15 protein-coding genes and 1 tRNA gene are annotated in these 17,102 nt (G+C 47.9%); 4 read left to right on the top strand and 12 right to left on the bottom strand.

Going from position 1 to position 17,102, the window contains the following annotated elements; translation table 11 throughout:
* Nucleotides 1-19: 19 nt before the first annotated feature.
* From B2X65_RS16160 to pepA, 3 genes are read right to left on the bottom strand one after another with little or no spacing between them, the layout of a single operon-like run.
* Nucleotides 20-2,875, bottom strand: coding sequence for a valine--tRNA ligase (locus tag B2X65_RS16160; protein WP_290614360.1), 2,856 nt, complete (start codon nucleotides 2,873-2,875; stop codon nucleotides 20-22).
* A 15-nt stretch (nucleotides 2,876-2,890) separates the two neighbouring features.
* The gene (locus B2X65_RS16155) at nucleotides 2,891-3,340 is read right to left on the bottom strand and encodes a DNA polymerase III subunit chi (protein ID WP_290614358.1); all 450 of its coding nucleotides are present in this window, start codon (nucleotides 3,338-3,340) and stop codon (nucleotides 2,891-2,893) included.
* A complete protein-coding gene (gene pepA / locus B2X65_RS16150) occupies nucleotides 3,340-4,848 on the bottom strand; it encodes a leucyl aminopeptidase (RefSeq protein WP_290614356.1) in 1,509 nt (502 codons plus the stop codon). The genes B2X65_RS16155 and pepA overlap by 1 nt, the downstream gene beginning before the upstream one ends.
* A gap of 213 nt (nucleotides 4,849-5,061) precedes the next feature.
* Here pepA and lptF point away from each other — a divergent pair, with 213 nt between their 5' ends.
* Nucleotides 5,062-6,168, top strand: a complete 1,107-nt coding sequence (lptF, locus tag B2X65_RS16145) for an LPS export ABC transporter permease LptF (protein ID WP_290614355.1) — start codon at nucleotides 5,062-5,064, stop codon at nucleotides 6,166-6,168.
* A gap of 1 nt (nucleotide 6,169) precedes the next feature.
* Entirely contained in the window at nucleotides 6,170-7,237 is a 1,068-nt protein-coding gene (gene lptG, locus B2X65_RS16140) for an LPS export ABC transporter permease LptG (protein ID WP_290614354.1), read from the top strand.
* A 30-nt stretch (nucleotides 7,238-7,267) separates the two neighbouring features.
* Here lptG and B2X65_RS16135 read toward each other — a convergent pair whose 3' ends face one another.
* Nucleotides 7,268-7,783 (bottom strand): RDD family protein, encoded by a 516-nt coding sequence (locus tag B2X65_RS16135; RefSeq protein WP_290614352.1) that lies wholly within the window; start codon nucleotides 7,781-7,783, stop codon nucleotides 7,268-7,270.
* A gap of 193 nt (nucleotides 7,784-7,976) precedes the next feature.
* Between B2X65_RS16135 and B2X65_RS16130 the strand changes: the two genes are divergently transcribed.
* Nucleotides 7,977-8,063, top strand: a tRNA-Leu gene (locus tag B2X65_RS16130).
* A gap of 109 nt (nucleotides 8,064-8,172) precedes the next feature.
* Here B2X65_RS16130 and B2X65_RS16125 read toward each other — a convergent pair.
* The 3 genes from B2X65_RS16125 to B2X65_RS16115 are packed head-to-tail and all read right to left on the bottom strand — an operon-like array spanning nucleotide 8,173 to nucleotide 9,573.
* Entirely contained in the window at nucleotides 8,173-8,430 is a 258-nt protein-coding gene (locus B2X65_RS16125) for a hypothetical protein (protein ID WP_290614351.1), read from the bottom strand.
* Between the two features lie 21 nt (nucleotides 8,431-8,451).
* A complete protein-coding gene (locus B2X65_RS16120; RefSeq protein ID WP_290614350.1) occupies nucleotides 8,452-9,042 on the bottom strand; it encodes a hypothetical protein in 591 nt (196 codons plus the stop codon).
* A gap of 21 nt (nucleotides 9,043-9,063) precedes the next feature.
* A complete protein-coding gene (locus B2X65_RS16115) occupies nucleotides 9,064-9,573 on the bottom strand; it encodes a hypothetical protein (protein ID WP_290614348.1) in 510 nt (169 codons plus the stop codon).
* A 341-nt stretch (nucleotides 9,574-9,914) separates the two neighbouring features.
* Between B2X65_RS16115 and B2X65_RS16110 the strand changes: the two genes are divergently transcribed.
* Nucleotides 9,915-11,222, top strand: coding sequence for an aminotransferase class V-fold PLP-dependent enzyme (locus tag B2X65_RS16110; protein ID WP_290614346.1), 1,308 nt, complete (start codon nucleotides 9,915-9,917; stop codon nucleotides 11,220-11,222).
* A gap of 84 nt (nucleotides 11,223-11,306) precedes the next feature.
* Here B2X65_RS16110 and B2X65_RS16105 read toward each other — a convergent pair whose 3' ends face one another.
* The 5 genes from B2X65_RS16105 to B2X65_RS16085 form a co-directional block, all read right to left on the bottom strand.
* On the bottom strand, nucleotides 11,307-12,002 hold the full coding sequence (locus B2X65_RS16105) for a substrate-binding periplasmic protein (protein WP_290614344.1): 696 nt from the start codon (nucleotides 12,000-12,002) through the stop codon (nucleotides 11,307-11,309).
* Nucleotides 12,003-12,143: 141 nt separating this feature from the next.
* Nucleotides 12,144-13,115, bottom strand: a complete 972-nt coding sequence (locus B2X65_RS16100) for a GGDEF domain-containing protein (protein WP_290614342.1) — start codon at nucleotides 13,113-13,115, stop codon at nucleotides 12,144-12,146.
* Between the two features lie 113 nt (nucleotides 13,116-13,228).
* On the bottom strand, nucleotides 13,229-13,723 hold the full coding sequence (locus tag B2X65_RS16095; RefSeq protein WP_290614339.1) for a YfiR family protein: 495 nt from the start codon (nucleotides 13,721-13,723) through the stop codon (nucleotides 13,229-13,231).
* Complete coding sequence (locus tag B2X65_RS16090; protein WP_290614337.1) at nucleotides 13,723-15,690, bottom strand: TonB-dependent receptor plug domain-containing protein; 1,968 nt, start codon at nucleotides 15,688-15,690, stop codon at nucleotides 13,723-13,725. The genes B2X65_RS16095 and B2X65_RS16090 overlap by 1 nt, the downstream gene beginning before the upstream one ends.
* The gene (locus B2X65_RS16085) at nucleotides 15,662-16,924 is read right to left on the bottom strand and encodes a sensor domain-containing diguanylate cyclase (RefSeq protein WP_290614335.1); all 1,263 of its coding nucleotides are present in this window, start codon (nucleotides 16,922-16,924) and stop codon (nucleotides 15,662-15,664) included. The genes B2X65_RS16090 and B2X65_RS16085 overlap by 29 nt, the downstream gene beginning before the upstream one ends.
* Between the last annotated feature and the right edge of the window lie 178 nt (nucleotides 16,925-17,102).

Here is a 17,102-nt window from a genome sequence, read left to right as displayed (position 1 = left end):
GCTATTCAGCCTAACCAGGTTACAGCGCTGCTATTTCTGCCTGCTGCGCCTTCAGCTTAACCACAGCCTGCTCTAACTCAGCTTGTTTTGCCCGTTCTTTTGCCAGCACAGCCTCAGGGGCCTTTGCTACAAAACCGGGGTTGTTTAATTTGCCGCTAACCCGGGCAAGTTCCTGGTTGGTTTTCTCCAGTTGCTTGCCAATCCGGCTCAGTTCGGCGTCTTTATCAATTAAACCGGCCATCGGGATCAGTAAATCCATATTGCCAACTAACTGTGTTGCGCTGGCCGGCGCTTTTTCATCTGTCGCTAATACCGTAACGCTTTCCAGTTTTGCCATAACCATTAAAAAGTTCTGGTTTTGCTGCAGACGACGTTGCTCTTCGTTATTCAGATTACGCAGCAGCACATTAATCGGCTTGCTGGGTGCAATGTTCATTTCACCGCGAATATTCCGAATGGCAGTAATCACTGCTTTTAACCACTCTAAATCGGCCATCGCTGTGTCATCCGCCAGGCTTTCATCAAACTGCGGATAGGCTTGTAACATAATGCTATCCTCGTTGATGTTGCAAAGTGGCTTCACCGATTGCCAGATGGTTTCGGTAATAAAGGGCATGATAGGGTGCATTAAACGCAATAAACTTTCCAGCACGGTCAGCAACGTATGCAAGGTGCCGCGTTGTTCTGTTTCGGTACCTTTAAATAATACCGGTTTAGTCAGCTCTAAATACCAATCGCAGAATTGGTTCCAGGTAAATTCATACAGGGCTGTGGCTGCTAAATCAAAACGGTAGTTGTCGATATGCTGCGTAACCTGTTTTACTGTTTGCTGGTATTGCGCCAATATCCACTTATCTGCCAGTGACAGCACTTTTGGCTCACTGCCAAAACCACAGTCTTTGTCTTCAGTATTCATCAGGACATAGCGACTGGCATTCCATAGTTTATTGCAAAAATTGCGATACCCTTCCAGCCGTTTCATATCCCAGTTAATATCGCGTCCTGTTGAAGCAAGTGATGCCAGCGTAAATCGCACTGCATCGGTGCCGCTGGCCGTGATACCGTCCGGGAATTGTTGTTCAGTTTGTTTTGCTATTTTTTCAGCCAGTTTAGGCTGCATCAGATTGCTGGTGCGTTTAGCCAGCAGCTCAGGCAGACTAATGCCGTCAATCATATCCAGCGGGTCAATCACGTTACCCTTAGATTTTGACATTTTATCGCCATTTTCATCGCGAATAAGTCCGGTAACGTAAACCGTTTTAAACGGTACCTGAGGTTTGCCATCATCATCTTTAATAAAATGCATGGTCATCATGATCATCCGGGCAACCCAGAAGAAAATAATGTCAAAACCGGTAACCAAGACGTCGGTCGGATGGAAGGTTTTCAAATCTTCTGTCTGCTCGGGCCAGCCAAGTGTAGAGAATGTCCACAACGCTGAGCTGAACCAGGTATCCAGCACATCGTCATCCTGACGCAGCACCAGATCAGCTGCCAGCTGATATGTACTGCGCACTTCCTGCTCGGTCCGGCCAACATAAACCTTGCCGTCGTTATCGTACCAGGCCGGAATGCGATGCCCCCACCAGAGCTGACGGGAGATACACCAATCCTGAATGTCACGCATCCAGCTAAAATACATATTTTCATATTGCTTGGGTACAAACTCAATTTGCCCGGTTTCTACTGCTTCTACCGCAGTTTTAGCCAGCGGTGCCACCCGAACGTACCATTGATCTGTCAGCAGCGGTTCAATTACCACACCACTTCTATCACCATAAGGCAGGGTGTTGGTCAGGCTATCAACTTTGTCGAGTAAACCTGCATCTTCAAAAGCGGCGACAATGGCTTTGCGGGCAGCGTAGCGATCTAACCCCTGAAATGCTTCCGGGATTGCTGCGGTGGCGGACGGGTTAAGTTCACCATTACTGTGAAAGCATTCGCCATCAGTGAGGATAGTTGCATCCTGAGTCAGCACATTAATCATCGGCAGCTGATTACGTTTACCCACTTCATAATCATTAAAATCGTGAGCGGGAGTAATTTTAACGCAGCCGGTGCCTTTATCTTTATCGGCATGCTCATCGCTGATAATCGGGATACGACGATTCACTAGCGGCAGTAATATGTCTTTGCCAATTAAACTCTGGTAGCGTTCATCGTCCGGATTAACGGCAACAGCGGTGTCGCCTAACATGGTTTCCGGACGGGTGGTTGCTACCACCAGATAGGCTTTGCCATCTGCAGTGACAGCACCATCGGCAAGTGGGTAACGCAAATGCCACATATGGCCTTGCTGCTCTTTATTCTCTACTTCTAAATCGGAAATGGCGGTATGTAGTTTCGGGTCCCAATTAACCAGACGCTTACCGCGGTAAATTAAATCATCCTGATAAAGGCGGACGAACACTTCCTGCACGGCTTCAGATAAACCTTTATCCATGGTAAAGCGCTCGCGCTCCCAGTCGACTGAATTCCCTAGCCGGCGCATTTGTGCGGTGATGGTGCCACCAGACTCAGCTTTCCAGTCCCATACTTTTTCAATAAACGCTTCGCGGCCCAGCTGATGCCTTCCTGGTAAGCCGGCAGCGGCCAGTTGCCGCTCTACTACCATTTGAGTAGCAATACCGGCGTGGTCACTACCAACCTGCCACAGGGTGTTTTTGCCCCGCATCCGCTGATAACGAGTCATGGCATCCATAATGGTTTGCTGAAAGGCGTGACCCATGTGCAGGCTGCCAGTGACATTTGGCGGCGGGATCATAATGCAGTAACTACCGGCACCGGTATCGCCGGCAGGTTTAAAATAACCTTTACTTTCCCATGCGCTGTACATGGCTTGTTCTATCTGACTGGGATTAAATGTTTTTTCCATGAGAGTACCTGTTGTTCAGTCGGCATTGATGGTTGCAGGAGTTACACCCGACTGACGATATTGCTTATAACGTTCCCGTGCTTGCGCTTTGGCAGCGGCTTGCGAGGGAACAAATTCGATAATGTCGTTAAAACGGCTGGCAAAGGCGGGTATGTCCGTTGCCAGGTTAATCAGGATCTGCCGGCTTTGTCTGGGGGCCTGCCAGCTTATTTCTACTGGCGCCCCTCTGGCCGGGCCTTCACCAGATAAATTATGTGGCACAAAACTGTCGGCATCAAATTGCCATAATAATTGATCAATGAGTTCAGCATCTTGCTGGCTGGCAGTATAGACAAAAACCCGCTGGTTAGCGCGGTAAAAGTTAGCGCACAGCTGACATGCTAAAGCAAAATGAGCTGGCGTAGTGCTCAGCTCATTTTCAGTTGGGTGCTGGGGTTCAGCCAGCACATAAAAGGTAACCGCCATTAGTGATCCTGGTTGTGGCCAGCCCGGTTAATTAAAAACTGGGTTAACAACGCTACCGGTCTGCCGGTAGAGCCTTTGTCTTTGCCACCACTGCGCCAGGCTGTTCCGGCAATATCCAGGTGAGCCCAATTATATTTGCGGGTAAAGCGCGACAAAAAGCAGGCTGCGGTAATGGTACCCGCGGCGCGGCCACCTAAGTTGCTAAAATCAGCAAAGGGGCTTTCCAGTTGCTCTTGATAATCGTCCCATAGTGGCAGACGCCAGGCGCGATCACCACTTTGCTCTGAGGCATTGAGGATCTCGTGAGCCAATGGGTTATGGTTACTTAATAAACCCGAGGCATGCTTGCCTAAGGCAATAACACAGGCGCCGGTTAATGTAGCGACATCGATTACCAGCTCGGGATCAAACCGCTCGGCATAGGTCAGGGCATCGCACAGCACTAAACGGCCTTCGGCATCCGTGTTTAGTACTTCTACTGTCTGGCCAGACATGGTGGTTAAAATATCCCCTGGCCGGTAAGCGTTGGCATCGGGCATATTCTCAGCAGCAGCCAGTATAGCAACGAGGTTAACGGGTAAGCCAAGTGCAATAACCGAATGCATGGTGCCAAGTACGGATGCAGCACCGCACATATCGTATTTCATTTCATCCATGCCATCGCCGGGTTTTAAACTGATACCGCCTGAATCAAAGGTCAGGCCTTTACCAATTAACACCATCGGCGCACTGTCGTTGCCAGCCCCATTATATTTAATCACTGACATTTTTGGGCCGTTTACCGAGCCCCGGCCCACCGCAAGGTATGAGTTCATGCCATGGCTGGCCAGCTCTTCAGCGCCGAGCACTTCAACACTGACTTTATCGGATAACTCTACCAATGCCTGCGCCTGCTCAGCTAAATAAGCGGGGGTGCAAATGTTAGGAGGCATGTTGCCAACGTCTTTACACTGCTTAATGCCGGCAGCAATCGCCAAACCCTGCTCCACAGCACGCTCGCCAATGGTCAGATCGCGTCGGGTTGGTACGTTAAATACAATTTTCCGTAACGGACGGCGGGTTTCGTCTTTCTTACTTTTTAAGCGGTCAAACACATACAGGCAATCTTGCGTGGTTTCCACTGCATGCCGCACTTTCCAGTATGTATCCCGGCTTTTAACATGCAGTTCAGATAAAAAGCACACTGCTTCCATTGATCCGGTTTCGTTCAGGGTGCTAATGGTTTTCGCAATAATCTGCCGATACTGCCGCTCGTCTAATTCGCGTTCTTTTCCGCAGCCCACCAGCAATACCCGTTCGCTTAGCACGTTCGGGACATGATGTAACAACAGCACCTGACCGGGTTTGCCTTCTAAATCACCGCGACGCAATAAATTGCTGATATAACCTTCGCTGATTTTATCCAGTTGTTCTGCTACTGCGGAAAGACGACGTGGCTCGTAAACGCCAACAACAATGCATGCGCTGCGTTGTTTTTCCGGACTTCCGCTCTTAACGCTGAACTCCATACTTACTCCTGATTCTAAGAGACTGTGCTACTATAGCCATTACCAATTTTCATTGCGCTATATCGCCAGCTAAAAACATGGCTGAATTCTACCGTGAATTGAGAAAAAAGCTCGGTTTTCACGGTACTTTGCCTGATAATAATTGTAATAAATATCAAGTTTACTTAAAAATTGCCAGGTTTCCAGCAAAAAGACAGGTTTTAGGGGGCATTTTTGATTATTTTTCGTTATCTGATTGGTGAAGTGTTTCGTGCCCAATTAGCCGTTTTTGTTATCCTGACCAGTATTATCATCAGTCAGCGCTTTGTGAAAATTCTGGCAGATGCTTCAGAAGGCGATTTGCCGGGACAACTGGTGGTGGGGATTGTCGCATTAAAATTACCACAGCTTGCGGTGATCATCCTGCCATTAAGTGCGTTTCTGGGCATTCTGGTGGCATATGGCCGGATATATGCTGACAGTGAGATGACCGTGCTACATTCCACTGGCGTCAGTGAGTGGTACGTTACCCGCTTAACCTTGTTGCTATCGGTATTTATGGCTGTTTTAGCCGCAAGCGTGACCCTTTATTTAAGCCCGTGGGCTACCGAGCGTGAATATCAGCTGCTGGAAAAAGCTGACAGCAATGTAGGGCTATTCTCCCTGGTGCCGGGTCGCTTTCAGCACACTGCTAATGAAAAAGCGGTGATTTTTGTACAGGATATCAGTCGTTCAGGCAATAATTTATCCCGGGTATTCGTGGCGCAAACTGAATTACATGGCGAACAGTCGCAGCATGCTATCGTTTATGCCGAAACCGGTGCCGTTACCGAGGATGCTGCAACCGGCGCTCAGATGCTGGAATTGCAACGCGGTCGGCGCTACGCCGGCGATGGCCGCTCCCCAGCTTACGAAGTGACTGAGTTTGGCCGTTACCAGATCCAATTGCGCGAGCAGCAGGTTGAGCAGCGCCGGCGTAAGCTCAGTAGTTTAAGTACGCCATTATTATTGCAAGAGCAAAGCGCTGAAGCGGCAGCAGAATGGCACTGGCGTATTGCCATTCCGCTATCTATTCCTATCCTTACCCTGATTGCCGTGCCGCTTAGCCGGGTAAACCCGCGCCAGGGGAAATTCGGTCGTCTGCTACCGGCCCTGTTGCTATATTTGGGTTATTACGCGCTGCTCATTATTGGCCGCTCAGCCCTGGAAGACGGCAAAATTCCGCCTGAAGCCGGTATGTGGTGGCTGCACGGCAGCGCCCTCCTGCTGGGGTTGTTTTTAATTATGCGTAACCGTTCCTCCGCGCAGCGGTTACGTGCCTGGGCTGCGAGGCGCGCCTGATATGCTTAAAATTCTTGATCTGTACATTGGCCGCACTATTCTTGCTACGTCGGCCCTGACCTTAAGCGTGTTAATCGTGTTATCAGCGCTGTTCAGGTTTATCGACCAGATGCGTTCTATTGGCCGTGGCTATTACGATATGGTGCATGCTGCGCTGTTTACTTTGTATAGTATGCCAGGCGATGTGGTGTTGTTTTTCCCAATGGCAGCGTTAATCGGTGGTTTAATTGGTATGGGCATGCTGGCCAGTAGCAGTGAACTGGTGGTAATGCAGGCGGCGGGGTTGTCTCGCTTAAATATCATCAGCTCAGTAATGAAATCGGCGATTGTTATGGTGTTGGTTGTAATGGCAGTGGCAGAGTGGGGCGCCCCGGTTAGCGACAGAGCGGCGCGTGAGCTTCGAATCAAAGCTATTTCAGATGGTAACCTGTTTGCTGCCAGGCAAGGCGTCTGGGCCAAAGACGGCGATAGCTTTGTTAATATTAAAGAAGTCGATGATATTGGCAATTTAACCGGTTTAACCATTTACAAATTTGGCAGTGATCTGCAATTACAAACCGTTACCAGCGCTGATAGCGCAGTATATCGTAATGATCGCTGGCAGTTGCAAAATGTTACCGAGTTATCCTTTTCAGCCGAGCAGGTACTGCAAAATAATCTGGCACAGCAGCAATGGCGTTCCAGTTTAAGCCCTGACAAATTGGGGGTAGTTACCATTAAGCCTGAAATGCTGTCGCTGACCGGGTTGGCGCAATACGTTGATTATCTTGAGCAAAATGATCAGGAAGCCAGCCGCTATGAGCTGGCATTCTGGCGTAAAGTGCTGCAACCCTTGTCGGTTGCTGCGATGTTGTTACTGGCCCTTAGCTTTATTTTCGGGCCGTTGCGAAGTGTTACTATGGCGGCGCGGGTATTGCTGGGAATTTTAACCGGCTTTGGCTTCTTTATGAGCAACGAGCTATTCGGCCCGTTGGCGCTGGTTTACCAGTTACCGCCATTGGCAGGTGCCATGTTACCCAGCTTGCTGTTTATGGGCCTGGCGCTCTATTTTATGCGAAAGAGAGTGTAGCCCGCAGCGTATAGTCTTTAATTTTGTGCATCAGCCGGCACGCTGATGCACATTCAGGCTTTTGCTGTGTTCTTTGGTAATAACCACCATCTGGCTGGCGGTAAGCTGGTCTTGCAATGTCAGGCCTTTACCCCAGCGTAGCCACAGCCAGAAGTTACCTGCCCCAAATAAGGCCAGTAAAGCCCGGGCCAGTGCCTGCAATGGTGTTAATGGCAGACCATTTTGTTTTACCACCACCAATCGCCAGGCGCGCATGCCAAGGGTCTGGCCGGCTTTACACCAGAAATACACATAAAAACCCAAAACTACCGCCAGCAGATAGACAAAATACAACCAGCGACGCCACCCGGTATTTAAATAATCAGCGATATCGCTGTAACCACTCAGGTTTACCAGTGCGCTCCAGGCTAAGACCTGTACCAATAACATTGCAACACCAGCGGCTAGCATCACCAGAGCCGCCAGTACCAGAATATCGTAAATCATTGCCGCTAAACGCCGGGCAAAACCGGCACGGGGGGCATTCGCTAGCGCATTGGCAAGCATAGTAAAGTCCTGTCAGTAAACTGCGGCAAGTTTAACATGGTCGTATTTTTTTGCGATGCCAGGTTCGGCTTTTTTCAGCACTGCTGCAATTTTGTGCATTTAAAAGTTAATTAAAACAAAGTGTCATAAAAGCACTTGCCAAGCTTTAGCAGCACCGTATAATGCAGGCGTTTACTTCAAAAACTCCCTCAGTGCCTGGGTGGCGAAATCGGTAGACGCAGCGGATTCAAAATCCGCCGGGGGAAACTCCGTGTCGGTTCGAGTCCGACCCTAGGCACCAAAGCTTAATTTTTTATGCTTACTAAGCATTCCTCTCTAATTTAGAAACACAACTGCCCCTCATTAGTAAATCGTTTTTTGTAACAAAAATTCAGGTGCTTTAACTTTGACTACTTTGCTGAGTCAGGTGATGCCTCAAGATAAATACGCGTTGCAAGCTTCAGCTCTATAGATTGATGATTGCTACTTTTTCCCTTGAATAACGCAAGTAGACCACCCTTTTCATCAATCATCACTGAGCTGAACGTTACGCCCAGGTCTACGGCAGCGTTGATTTTGTTATCGGCACCTAACTGCTTAACTCTTTTGATTGACTCAATAAATACTTTCTCAGCTGAACCTGCTGGTATCTCTGCTTTTCCTGACATTTATCCTCCGTCACTTGCTGGTTATTTTCGGCTTGTTTTTCTTTTAATTGGTTTTATTGCTTGTGTTTCTGCAGCAGCTGGCGCTCCAGCAGGACTAAGCGCATTGTTCTTGATTATGTTTATTAGCGCATTGAGCAGTGCATTGATTGCAGTACTTTTCAAACCGGCAGGCTTTTTCTCAAGCTCGGATTCAATTTTCTCTAACGTTGCATTAAGTTTTTCAGGAGATAGCTTATGAAGATCTGTGTATAAAGTTTCCTCAGCTGAAGTAGATGTAGCCGGATTGTTGTTGTCTTTTTCAGTAGTGCCTGGGTTGGCGTTTTGCGTGTCTTGGGGGCCTGAGTCGGCCAAGACATCTTGCACATCTATATCAGTTGCTATAGAGCCATCAAGGTGAAGTTCAATAGCGCCATCTTTATGAAGGGTTAAATTGTGACCATCTTCTAAATCGCATTTTAGTGTAATAGAGAAATTAACATCGCCAGTAATAAGGGCATATGCATCGCCCTTTTTTTTATCGGCAGAGGCTCTACTGACGCGAGATAATGATTTTTGCAATGCAACAAGCACTTCGTGCACTTTATTTTTTTGCTCTGAATTCAGATTATCCATATATCAAATCCATTTGTTATTTTACTGAGAGGCTGTATGGACTTGAGCTGTAATACTTTCCAACTTGCCAACTGCTGTTGCCACTTGATCCGGCTGTGCCAGATCTATCCCCAAGCTACTCAAGAAATTTTCAAGTTGTATTTCGTTATCATTTGAAAGTGAATAAAGCGCTCGCGCTGTAAGTAAACTTTCAGTTGAAGTGGATTTCTCTGATGAGAATTGACCTGCTGTTTGCACTAAACCGACCGCGATGCCTAACGAACCACCTACCGTTGTCTTAGAAATTGAGGCAATGCGCATTGTAATCCCCACATCTATTTGAGCCGCGACTTTCCATGTCGGCGCCATGCTCATGTACTGACTGATCAATGCAACTTTCTGAGCAGGATCTGTGACAGTTCCTATTACAGCTTCTATAGTTTTTAAGTAATCTCGCCAAATATACATTTGTTCACGATTGGCGTATGTTGCTGCTTTTACCGGGGCACTGAGTAAAGTGCTTACGACATCTTCAATCTGACTTTGGCTCATTATCTTTCCTTACGCTGTTTTCATACCAAAACTTCAGCAACTATTAAAAGGGGAGGATTGAAAGGGATCTGAAAGGGTTTTTATTGACCACTATCTGAGGCTTAGCAACAAGCCTGCTCTGCTACGACGGAAAGTGAACCATTTATTACCCTTGCTGATTAAATATTGTACAATTTCAGAAGTTAGCAACTTTTAATTAAATAAATTAATTTAAATTGGTTGCCAAAGCATTGTATGCGGTGCTGTTCGATGTCTGGCTTGAACATAAGCCATCCGGTGGCCCGCTAACAGTTTTCAAAATCTTCAACTAAACTGTTTAAAATTTAATCAGGAAGATTGAGATGAAACGCAGGGAGTTTTTGAGTAAATCTACTTTGGTTGTGGGCAGTAGCATGCTGTCTTTTCCTGCTTTGCTGCAGGCGGGTTCGGAGCAAAGCAACAATGTTGTGGTCAAAACTGCAGACTGGCAAGGGTTGCGTAAGCTGTTTGCGCTAAGCCATGATTATATTCATCTGGCGACATTTCTCCTGGCATCCCATCCTAAACCGGTAGCGGATGCCATTGATCGACATCGTCGGGCTTTCGACGTTAACCCGGCCGATTACTGGCATGAACACTTTATGACGATTGATCAGGAAATCTCTGCTGCCGCAGCCAGCTACATGGGCGGCGATGCGTCTCAAATCGCGCTGACCGACAGCACCACCATGGGCTTAGCACTGGTATACAGCGGGCTGACGTTACGCCCGGGTGATGAAGTCCTGCAAACAGTACACGACCATTACTCAACCGATTTATCGCTGCAGCTACGGGCCGAGCGCACCGGCGCAAAGGTGCGGCAAGTTGCCCTGTATGATGACCCCTCAACGGTTAGTGTTGATGAGATTGTCAGCCGCTTAAAAACAGCGATTGGAGCTAATACTAAAGTAGTCGCCCTTACCTGGGTGCATTCCTCTACCGGTGTCAAACTCCCTATCCGGGCTATTGGTGAAATGCTCAAAGCACTGAACAACCAGCGGACAGAGTCCGATCAAATTTTGTTCTGTGTTGATGGCGTCCATGGCTTTGGCATTGAAAATGAGGATGTAACAACATTGGGTTGCGATTTTTTTATTGCCGGTACCCATAAATGGATTTTCGGCCCCCGCGGTACGGGTGTGGTGTGGGGGAGTGATAAGGGCTGGGCACAATGTACGGCAGTTATTCCCAGCTTTAGTCGTTCCTATGACGTCTGGCTCGGCGGCAGTACTTATGACCAGGTACCAATTGGTGAGCATATGACACCGGGCGGTTTTCACTCGTTTGAACATCGCTGGGCTTTGCCTGAGGCGTTTAAATTGCACTTACAATTAGGTAAAGCTAACGTCCAGCAGCGCATTCATCAGTTAAACAGCCTGACGAAGCAGGGCCTCAGTCAGCTGAAAGGGGTTAAATTGCACACTCCGCTTAATGCCGAGCTCTCTTCAGGTCTGGTCTGTTTTGATTACAACGATATGGCTGCGGATGATGTGGTTAAAGCCATGCACAGTAAAGGCATCATTATGAGTAGCACACCGTACCGGAAGTCTTATGCCCGCTTTGCGCCAAGCCTGATTAACAACGAGCAGGAAATAACCCAAACCCTGGCCGCACTGGCCGCGGTGCGTTAGCTGCTAAATGGGTTTATGGAATGCATGGTTGTTTTTAAACGTGCATGGCGCCGTTAAATTTAATCCGCAGCCACTGCAGTTCGATCAGGGCCAGTTGTTTAAAATGTCTTGATACACACCAGACTGTTGCAGCTTTTCGAGCTCTTGATCAAACTGCTGCTGTAACTGCTGTTCCTTGAAAATGGCACCATAAGGTTGGGTAATAAATATCGGGTGGATTGTCAGGCTTATGTTAGGGTGATTTTTTTGCATAATGTGGGTTAATAGCCGCCGTTCGCCAATCACCACATCTGTTCTGGCATTCACCAATAACTTAAGCTGAAGCTCCCGTTCGGCAATTTCTAAATAGTTTTCCTGCTTTACCGTCTCTGCAAACTCAGCACCTAGCACAGCGTTAGCAAACTGATAGGCAATAATATTTTTACCTTTTAAATCGGCCAGCGTATTGATGTCCAATTTATTATATTTGAGCGACACAACAACGTCTTCAAAGGGCAAATAGGGTGTGGTTAAATAGCCGTTCTCTGAGGGAAATGCAGCAGGACTGGCAACATCAAATTTGCCTTCATTAAACTCTTTGATCAGACGATTATAAGCCAGCAGATGAAATTCACTGCTGTAACCCATTTTAGTTAATATCTGCCGGATAATTTCCACATCTATACCGGTAATGCCCTTTCCTTCCTGATAAAACGCCCATGGCGGACCGATATTAACGGCCACCTTAAGTGTTTTTGGCTCTGCGCACAGGTGCCAGGACAACATAAACAGCAACCACATTATACGCATCATTCTTACCGGATACTTGCTGGTCGCTAAAGTGTATCATTTTAGTACGAGGTTTTCAGTTGTACGGGGCACTTTTAACGCGGTTTACGACTGCCATTGCTGACATATTGCTGTTCCGTAGTTGGCGGCTTTTCAGGTTGCGGCCTGCCGCACCCGGTTTCGCCCCGATGTTTTTGCTTTATAAAGTGCGTCATCAGCATGTTGCATGAGGCTAACGGAGCTATCGTTTTTCCGGCACTGAGCCACGCCGATGCTGGCAGTACACAGCGGAATATTTTTTTGCGCTGAGGTATATTGTTGCAGCGAGATACGGATCCGCTCGGCTAACTCGGCTGCGCTGTCAATAGCTGTATCGGGAAGGATAATTAAAAACTCTTCGCCGCCAATTCTTCCAACATAATCTGTTTTTCTAAGCTGCTGCTGACAACATTCTGCGGCAACTTTTAATGTTTGATCGCCAACGTGATGGCCAAAGGTGTCGTTAACCGCTTTAAATTCGTCCAGGTCCAGCATCATAATGCTAAGTGGTGCCAGTTGACGGGTGGCACGTGATATTTCGATGTCCAGTACCCGCATGGTTTCGCGGCGGTTAATTAAGTCGGTCAATTCATCTGTAGTCGCCATTTTTTCCAGTTGCGCTGTGCGCTTTTTTACCTCGGTTTCCAAGCGTTGATTCGATTCTGCAAGTTGTTTTTCAGCCTGGGTAAGTTCGGTAATTTTCTGCTGCATATTGCGCTTGCTGGGAATACTTATGACCTGCGGTAACAGATACCAGAGTAAAATGGCGGTAGCAATTGAAATAAGACCTGTGGCAGATTTAATGATGCCATGAATATAGTAATAACCATGCCAAATATTAATGACGCCGAGTAAGTGAGTGGCGCCGCAGAAAAAAATAAAGCCGGCAAACATTAAAAACATCCAGTCAAAGCGTAAGTCATCTCTTGCCCGTACCAGCCGAATCAAGGCAATGGGGATCAGCATGTAAGCAATAAAGGTGAGAAGGTCGCCACCCACATGCAGGATCAGGAGGTCGGTGCGCCATAACAAACAATGGCCGTGCGGCATAAAATCGCCATTAAGCAATTCCTGAATGAATTCCAATTTCTAGGCTCGTTCTTCATATTTATTATTGACGATTAAGCTTAGTTGACATTAGCAGACAATGTTTTCGAAAAAGGAAAAAAACAGAAAAATAATGAGTTTTGCGCGCTGGATTAATGAATTTCTTTCGCCAGCTTCAGCATCTGCGCACTAAGATGAAAGCCCTGTTGCCGTGCTAATGTCAGATTAACCCGGAACGATATCCGGTTTGGTTCGGCGATCAAGCCAAACATGGCACCCTGCCGAAATAACTCTGCACCTTCTACTACGGTAAGACGCCCCGTCGTTTGCAGTAATTGTGACCACTCTGGTTTTGAGGCGAGTTCTGCGTTTAAATACAAAACAGTGCATGTTGCCGCCTGATTAGCTGCAGTTATCAATGAAGCCTGAGTATTTTGTGGCAAAATGCTGGTTAGCGCATTAAAAACCCCGGCATCCTGGGCGATGCAATAGTTTTGCTGTGCCGGCGGTTTATCTGACCATTCACTGTATTGCACAAACCGGAATAACAACGCTGCTTTTAATGATGCCTGTGCCGGCTGAGCCCGGACCGGCGACATAAAGAAAATGAGCGTCGCCCCGATAAGTACCGTCAACAACCTGCGCATTACAGGAAATTCCAGTTAATGGACAATTCAGCACTGCGTTCGGGCTGTTGCAGCGGCAGCCCTGTTGGTAGCGGGGCGTCGACGTATGTTTTATCAAATACATTTTTCAAACCCAGCACAATATGTAATTTGGGGTTGAGCTGCCAGGATAACAACAGATCGTGCCGGGCATAGCCGGGCATTTGGCCGCGGGGGCTGGTTCGTGCTGATGTTGCAAACAAGTGCCAGTTCAGATGAAGATCGTCATGCCAGAGCGGTTGGCTGTACTGGGTTTTAAACAAATGTTCCGGCGAGTTAGTTAAGCCCATCTGGTCGTTTTTATAGCGGGCACGCTGGGTGCTGGCAGACAGCTGCAACGTTGCGCCGCTTTGCCAGGTTTTGGTGGCTGTTGTTTCAAAACCATAGGCTTCGACGGCGCGGTCATTAAAAAATTGCACTATGGCGCTTGCACCATAATTACCGGTGATCAGGTTGCGTACCTTAGAATGATATACGGTGGCGCTAACCGACCAGCTATGCGCAAGCTGAGCTTGCCAGTTCGCCTCCAGCGTGTTGATTAACTCCGACTCAGGCACAGGCAGCTCGTTATAGATATTACTTTCCCGCTCATATTCGTTGGGCGCGCGAAATGCCGTACCATAACTGAGTCTGATGCTCTGCTGATTAGTCAGCTGCCATATCCAACCAAGCTTAGGGCTGAATTCACGAACATTCTGTTCGGTATAGTCGTAGCGAAAACCACTGATAAATTTATGATTATCATTAAACTGCCAGCCATGCTGCAGATAAAGCCCAATTCGGTTGTTTTTACTGCTGACGCCAAGCACCGGAATAACATCATCAATACTAAATTGATAACTCTGATGCTGATCGTGCTGGCCATCAATCCCAAACAGCAAATGATGAGACGGTTCTGGCGTATAGCTTAAGCGTAAATCGAGGTTAGTCCATCTGCCGGTAACATCAAAGTGGTAGCGGCGAATCTCGCCGGTAGGAAAAATAAAAGGCGTAAAAGTGGTAATGTCGAAGCCATTGGTTGATAAATGGGTGTACAACTCAACCTGATCGCTCAGGCTATGGCCATGCTGCAGCGAAATAAAATAATTACGGTTCTTTATTTTAAAAATGTCGCTTCTGTTAGGATCCGCTACCAGCGCTACGGGCTCTTCCCTGGAGCGTGACACGCCCGCCATCTGCACTTGCAGCCGGCGATAGCGATAGCTGGCAGCCAGTTTATGGTTAAGATCGTTATTCAGGGTTTGCTGCGACAACACAGGCTCAGGTGCATTGATATCGGCAAAAGCAATATCGTCCTGCTCGCTGCGGCTGAGCGACACCCAGCCTTCATGGCCACTGGCATGGCGAAGGCCATAGGAAAGTGACAGGTCAAGCTGATCGCGTTGGCTGGCAGCCAGGGCTAACTGACCACCTTGCAGTTTATTGCCACGTTTAGTTATCACATTGACCACGCCCAGAAACGCGTTATTGCCATATAATGCTGAACCGCTGCCCGGACTGTATTCAACCCGATCAATCAGTTGCGGATCGATATAAAAATTATTGCCGATCATGCCAGCATCATAAATATTGTCATTGACTCTGGTGCCATCAACCAGCAGCAGAACCCTTGCATTATAGTCGCCGGGCCGGCCAATACCGCGGGCACTCAGATAGCCGTAGCTGGTGTCAGAACTAACGTACAGTCCCGGGAAGAAGCTGAGTATTTCAATCAGATTTCTCAGGCTGAACCGTCTGATATCTTCATCGGTTACAATATGGGTGACTTGCGCCGACTTACCGGCACTTTGAGCATGACGCGCTGAAGTTGACACCTCAATCCGGGTTGGATCTGTTGCGGTAGGCTGTTTAAGCAGTTCTTCCAGGCTTGGCACCTGTTGGGCCTGCAGCTGTGTGCTGCTTAAACAAAGAACCAGCGCGTTAAGCAGCACTGTATATCTGATAACCATTTTTCCCCGCCCTTTTCGCCTGATACATGGCTTCATCGGCCAACTGCAGTAATGTGGCGGCGCTGCTACTATGCTGCGGACACAATGCAACACCAATACTTAATGTTACCGGCATTTTTGCATTTTTAACCCAGATGGGTTGGTTGATCTTTTGTACTAACCTTTTACAAACTTGTTCGGTTAGTTGCGGTGTTACCTGTTCGGGTAGCAGCAGGGCGAATTCGTCCCCGCCCAGCCTGCACAGCGTATCGCCGGTACGAATTGCTGCCTGGATCCTGCTGCTGACTTCAATTAGCACGTCATCGCCGGCATCATGGCCGTAATTATCATTAACAAACTTAAAGTTGTCCAGATCAATAAACATCAGCGCCGACATGGTATTGTTACTAATACTGGTTTGCACCATCTGGTTTAACAGCTCCGTGAAGCTGTGTCGGTTTGGCAGCTGGGTCAGGCTGTCTTTTAACGCAAGATGTTCTAACTGATCACCCCTGGCAGCTTGCTGTTGCAGTTGGCTGCTCAATTCAGCCTGCCAGATTTCAGCCCGTTTTAGCAGTTCATTAAAGCGTAGGGTTAAGCTGCCAATTTCGTTATTGTCGACTACCGCTGCCCGCAAAGCGAAGTTGCGTTCACTGGCCACTTGTTCAGCAAGCGCCGATAAGGCTACCAGTGGTGATAGCGCTTTGCGCTGAATTCTAATCAGCAGCCTGGCGGCAAACCAATAAATGATCACCATTAATGCTGAGATCATCAGTAAGCCACGTAAGAACCAGCTCATCAGCTGATCCATATTTTCCCGGACATACAGCACACCTTCGATTTTATCTTTTACTTTTACCGGCACGACAAGCTCAATTTCCAGGCCATGGTAGCGCCGATGCAGCTCTTGGGAGGCTGGCGTTGTCTGCCAGGGCAAGGTTGCCACATCGGCTAAATCGGCAAACAACACCCCCTTGGCGTTATACAGCGCAATACCACTTAAATCACGATTGCTTGCCAGCACAGCCAGCTCGTGCTCGGCAGCGTCCGGGTCATTAAATACCAGCATGGCTGACACATTGCTGGCAAGCTGAATAGCGGCCAGTTCTGCGGCGCTGCCCTGGCGGTCCCGGGCCGTCAACCACAGCATTACGGCAATCAGCATAAAACTGATGAGCATACTGCCCAGCAAAACGGTCAGGTTTTGCCGGGTTAGTTTGCGAACCAATGAATGGCGGGGTTTAATAGCGCTCAATAAAGTCTCTTAGCTGGTTATCTTGCCATTACTACTAACAGGGTTAGTCACACGACGCAGTATTTAACTCGATTATAGATGACTACGCTGATTTGAAAAGAGAGAAAATAATAGTTGAACCGATCCGATTGGCCAGAGTGCTGCAGTCAAACCTTAGTGATGCACACTGAGCCGTCGT

Origin of the sequence: Arsukibacterium sp. UBA3155 (assembly GCA_002364615.1) — a bacterium.
Lineage (GTDB): Bacteria > Pseudomonadota > Gammaproteobacteria > Enterobacterales > Alteromonadaceae > Alishewanella.
This window is presented reverse-complemented; position numbering and strand designations above follow the sequence as displayed.

Excerpts from the sequence above, each read along its gene's own strand:
- B2X65_RS16160 (WP_290614360.1), bottom strand. The coding sequence starts at position 2,875 with ATGGAAAAAACATTTAATCCCAGTCAGATAGAACAAGCCATGTACAGC.
- B2X65_RS16155 (WP_290614358.1), bottom strand. The coding sequence starts at position 3,340 with ATGGCGGTTACCTTTTATGTGCTGGCTGAACCCCAGCACCCAACTGAA.
- pepA (WP_290614356.1), bottom strand. The coding sequence starts at position 4,848 with ATGGAGTTCAGCGTTAAGAGCGGAAGTCCGGAAAAACAACGCAGCGCA.
- lptG (WP_290614354.1), top strand. The coding sequence starts at position 6,170 with ATGCTTAAAATTCTTGATCTGTACATTGGCCGCACTATTCTTGCTACG.
- B2X65_RS16135 (WP_290614352.1), bottom strand. The coding sequence starts at position 7,783 with ATGCTTGCCAATGCGCTAGCGAATGCCCCCCGTGCCGGTTTTGCCCGG.
- B2X65_RS16125 (WP_290614351.1), bottom strand. The coding sequence starts at position 8,430 with ATGTCAGGAAAAGCAGAGATACCAGCAGGTTCAGCTGAGAAAGTATTT.
- B2X65_RS16120 (WP_290614350.1), bottom strand. The coding sequence starts at position 9,042 with ATGGATAATCTGAATTCAGAGCAAAAAAATAAAGTGCACGAAGTGCTT.
- B2X65_RS16115 (WP_290614348.1), bottom strand. The coding sequence starts at position 9,573 with ATGAGCCAAAGTCAGATTGAAGATGTCGTAAGCACTTTACTCAGTGCC.
- B2X65_RS16110 (WP_290614346.1), top strand. The coding sequence starts at position 9,915 with ATGAAACGCAGGGAGTTTTTGAGTAAATCTACTTTGGTTGTGGGCAGT.
- B2X65_RS16105 (WP_290614344.1), bottom strand. The coding sequence starts at position 12,002 with ATGTGGTTGCTGTTTATGTTGTCCTGGCACCTGTGCGCAGAGCCAAAA.
- B2X65_RS16095 (WP_290614339.1), bottom strand. The coding sequence starts at position 13,723 with ATGCGCAGGTTGTTGACGGTACTTATCGGGGCGACGCTCATTTTCTTT.
- B2X65_RS16090 (WP_290614337.1), bottom strand. The coding sequence starts at position 15,690 with ATGGTTATCAGATATACAGTGCTGCTTAACGCGCTGGTTCTTTGTTTA.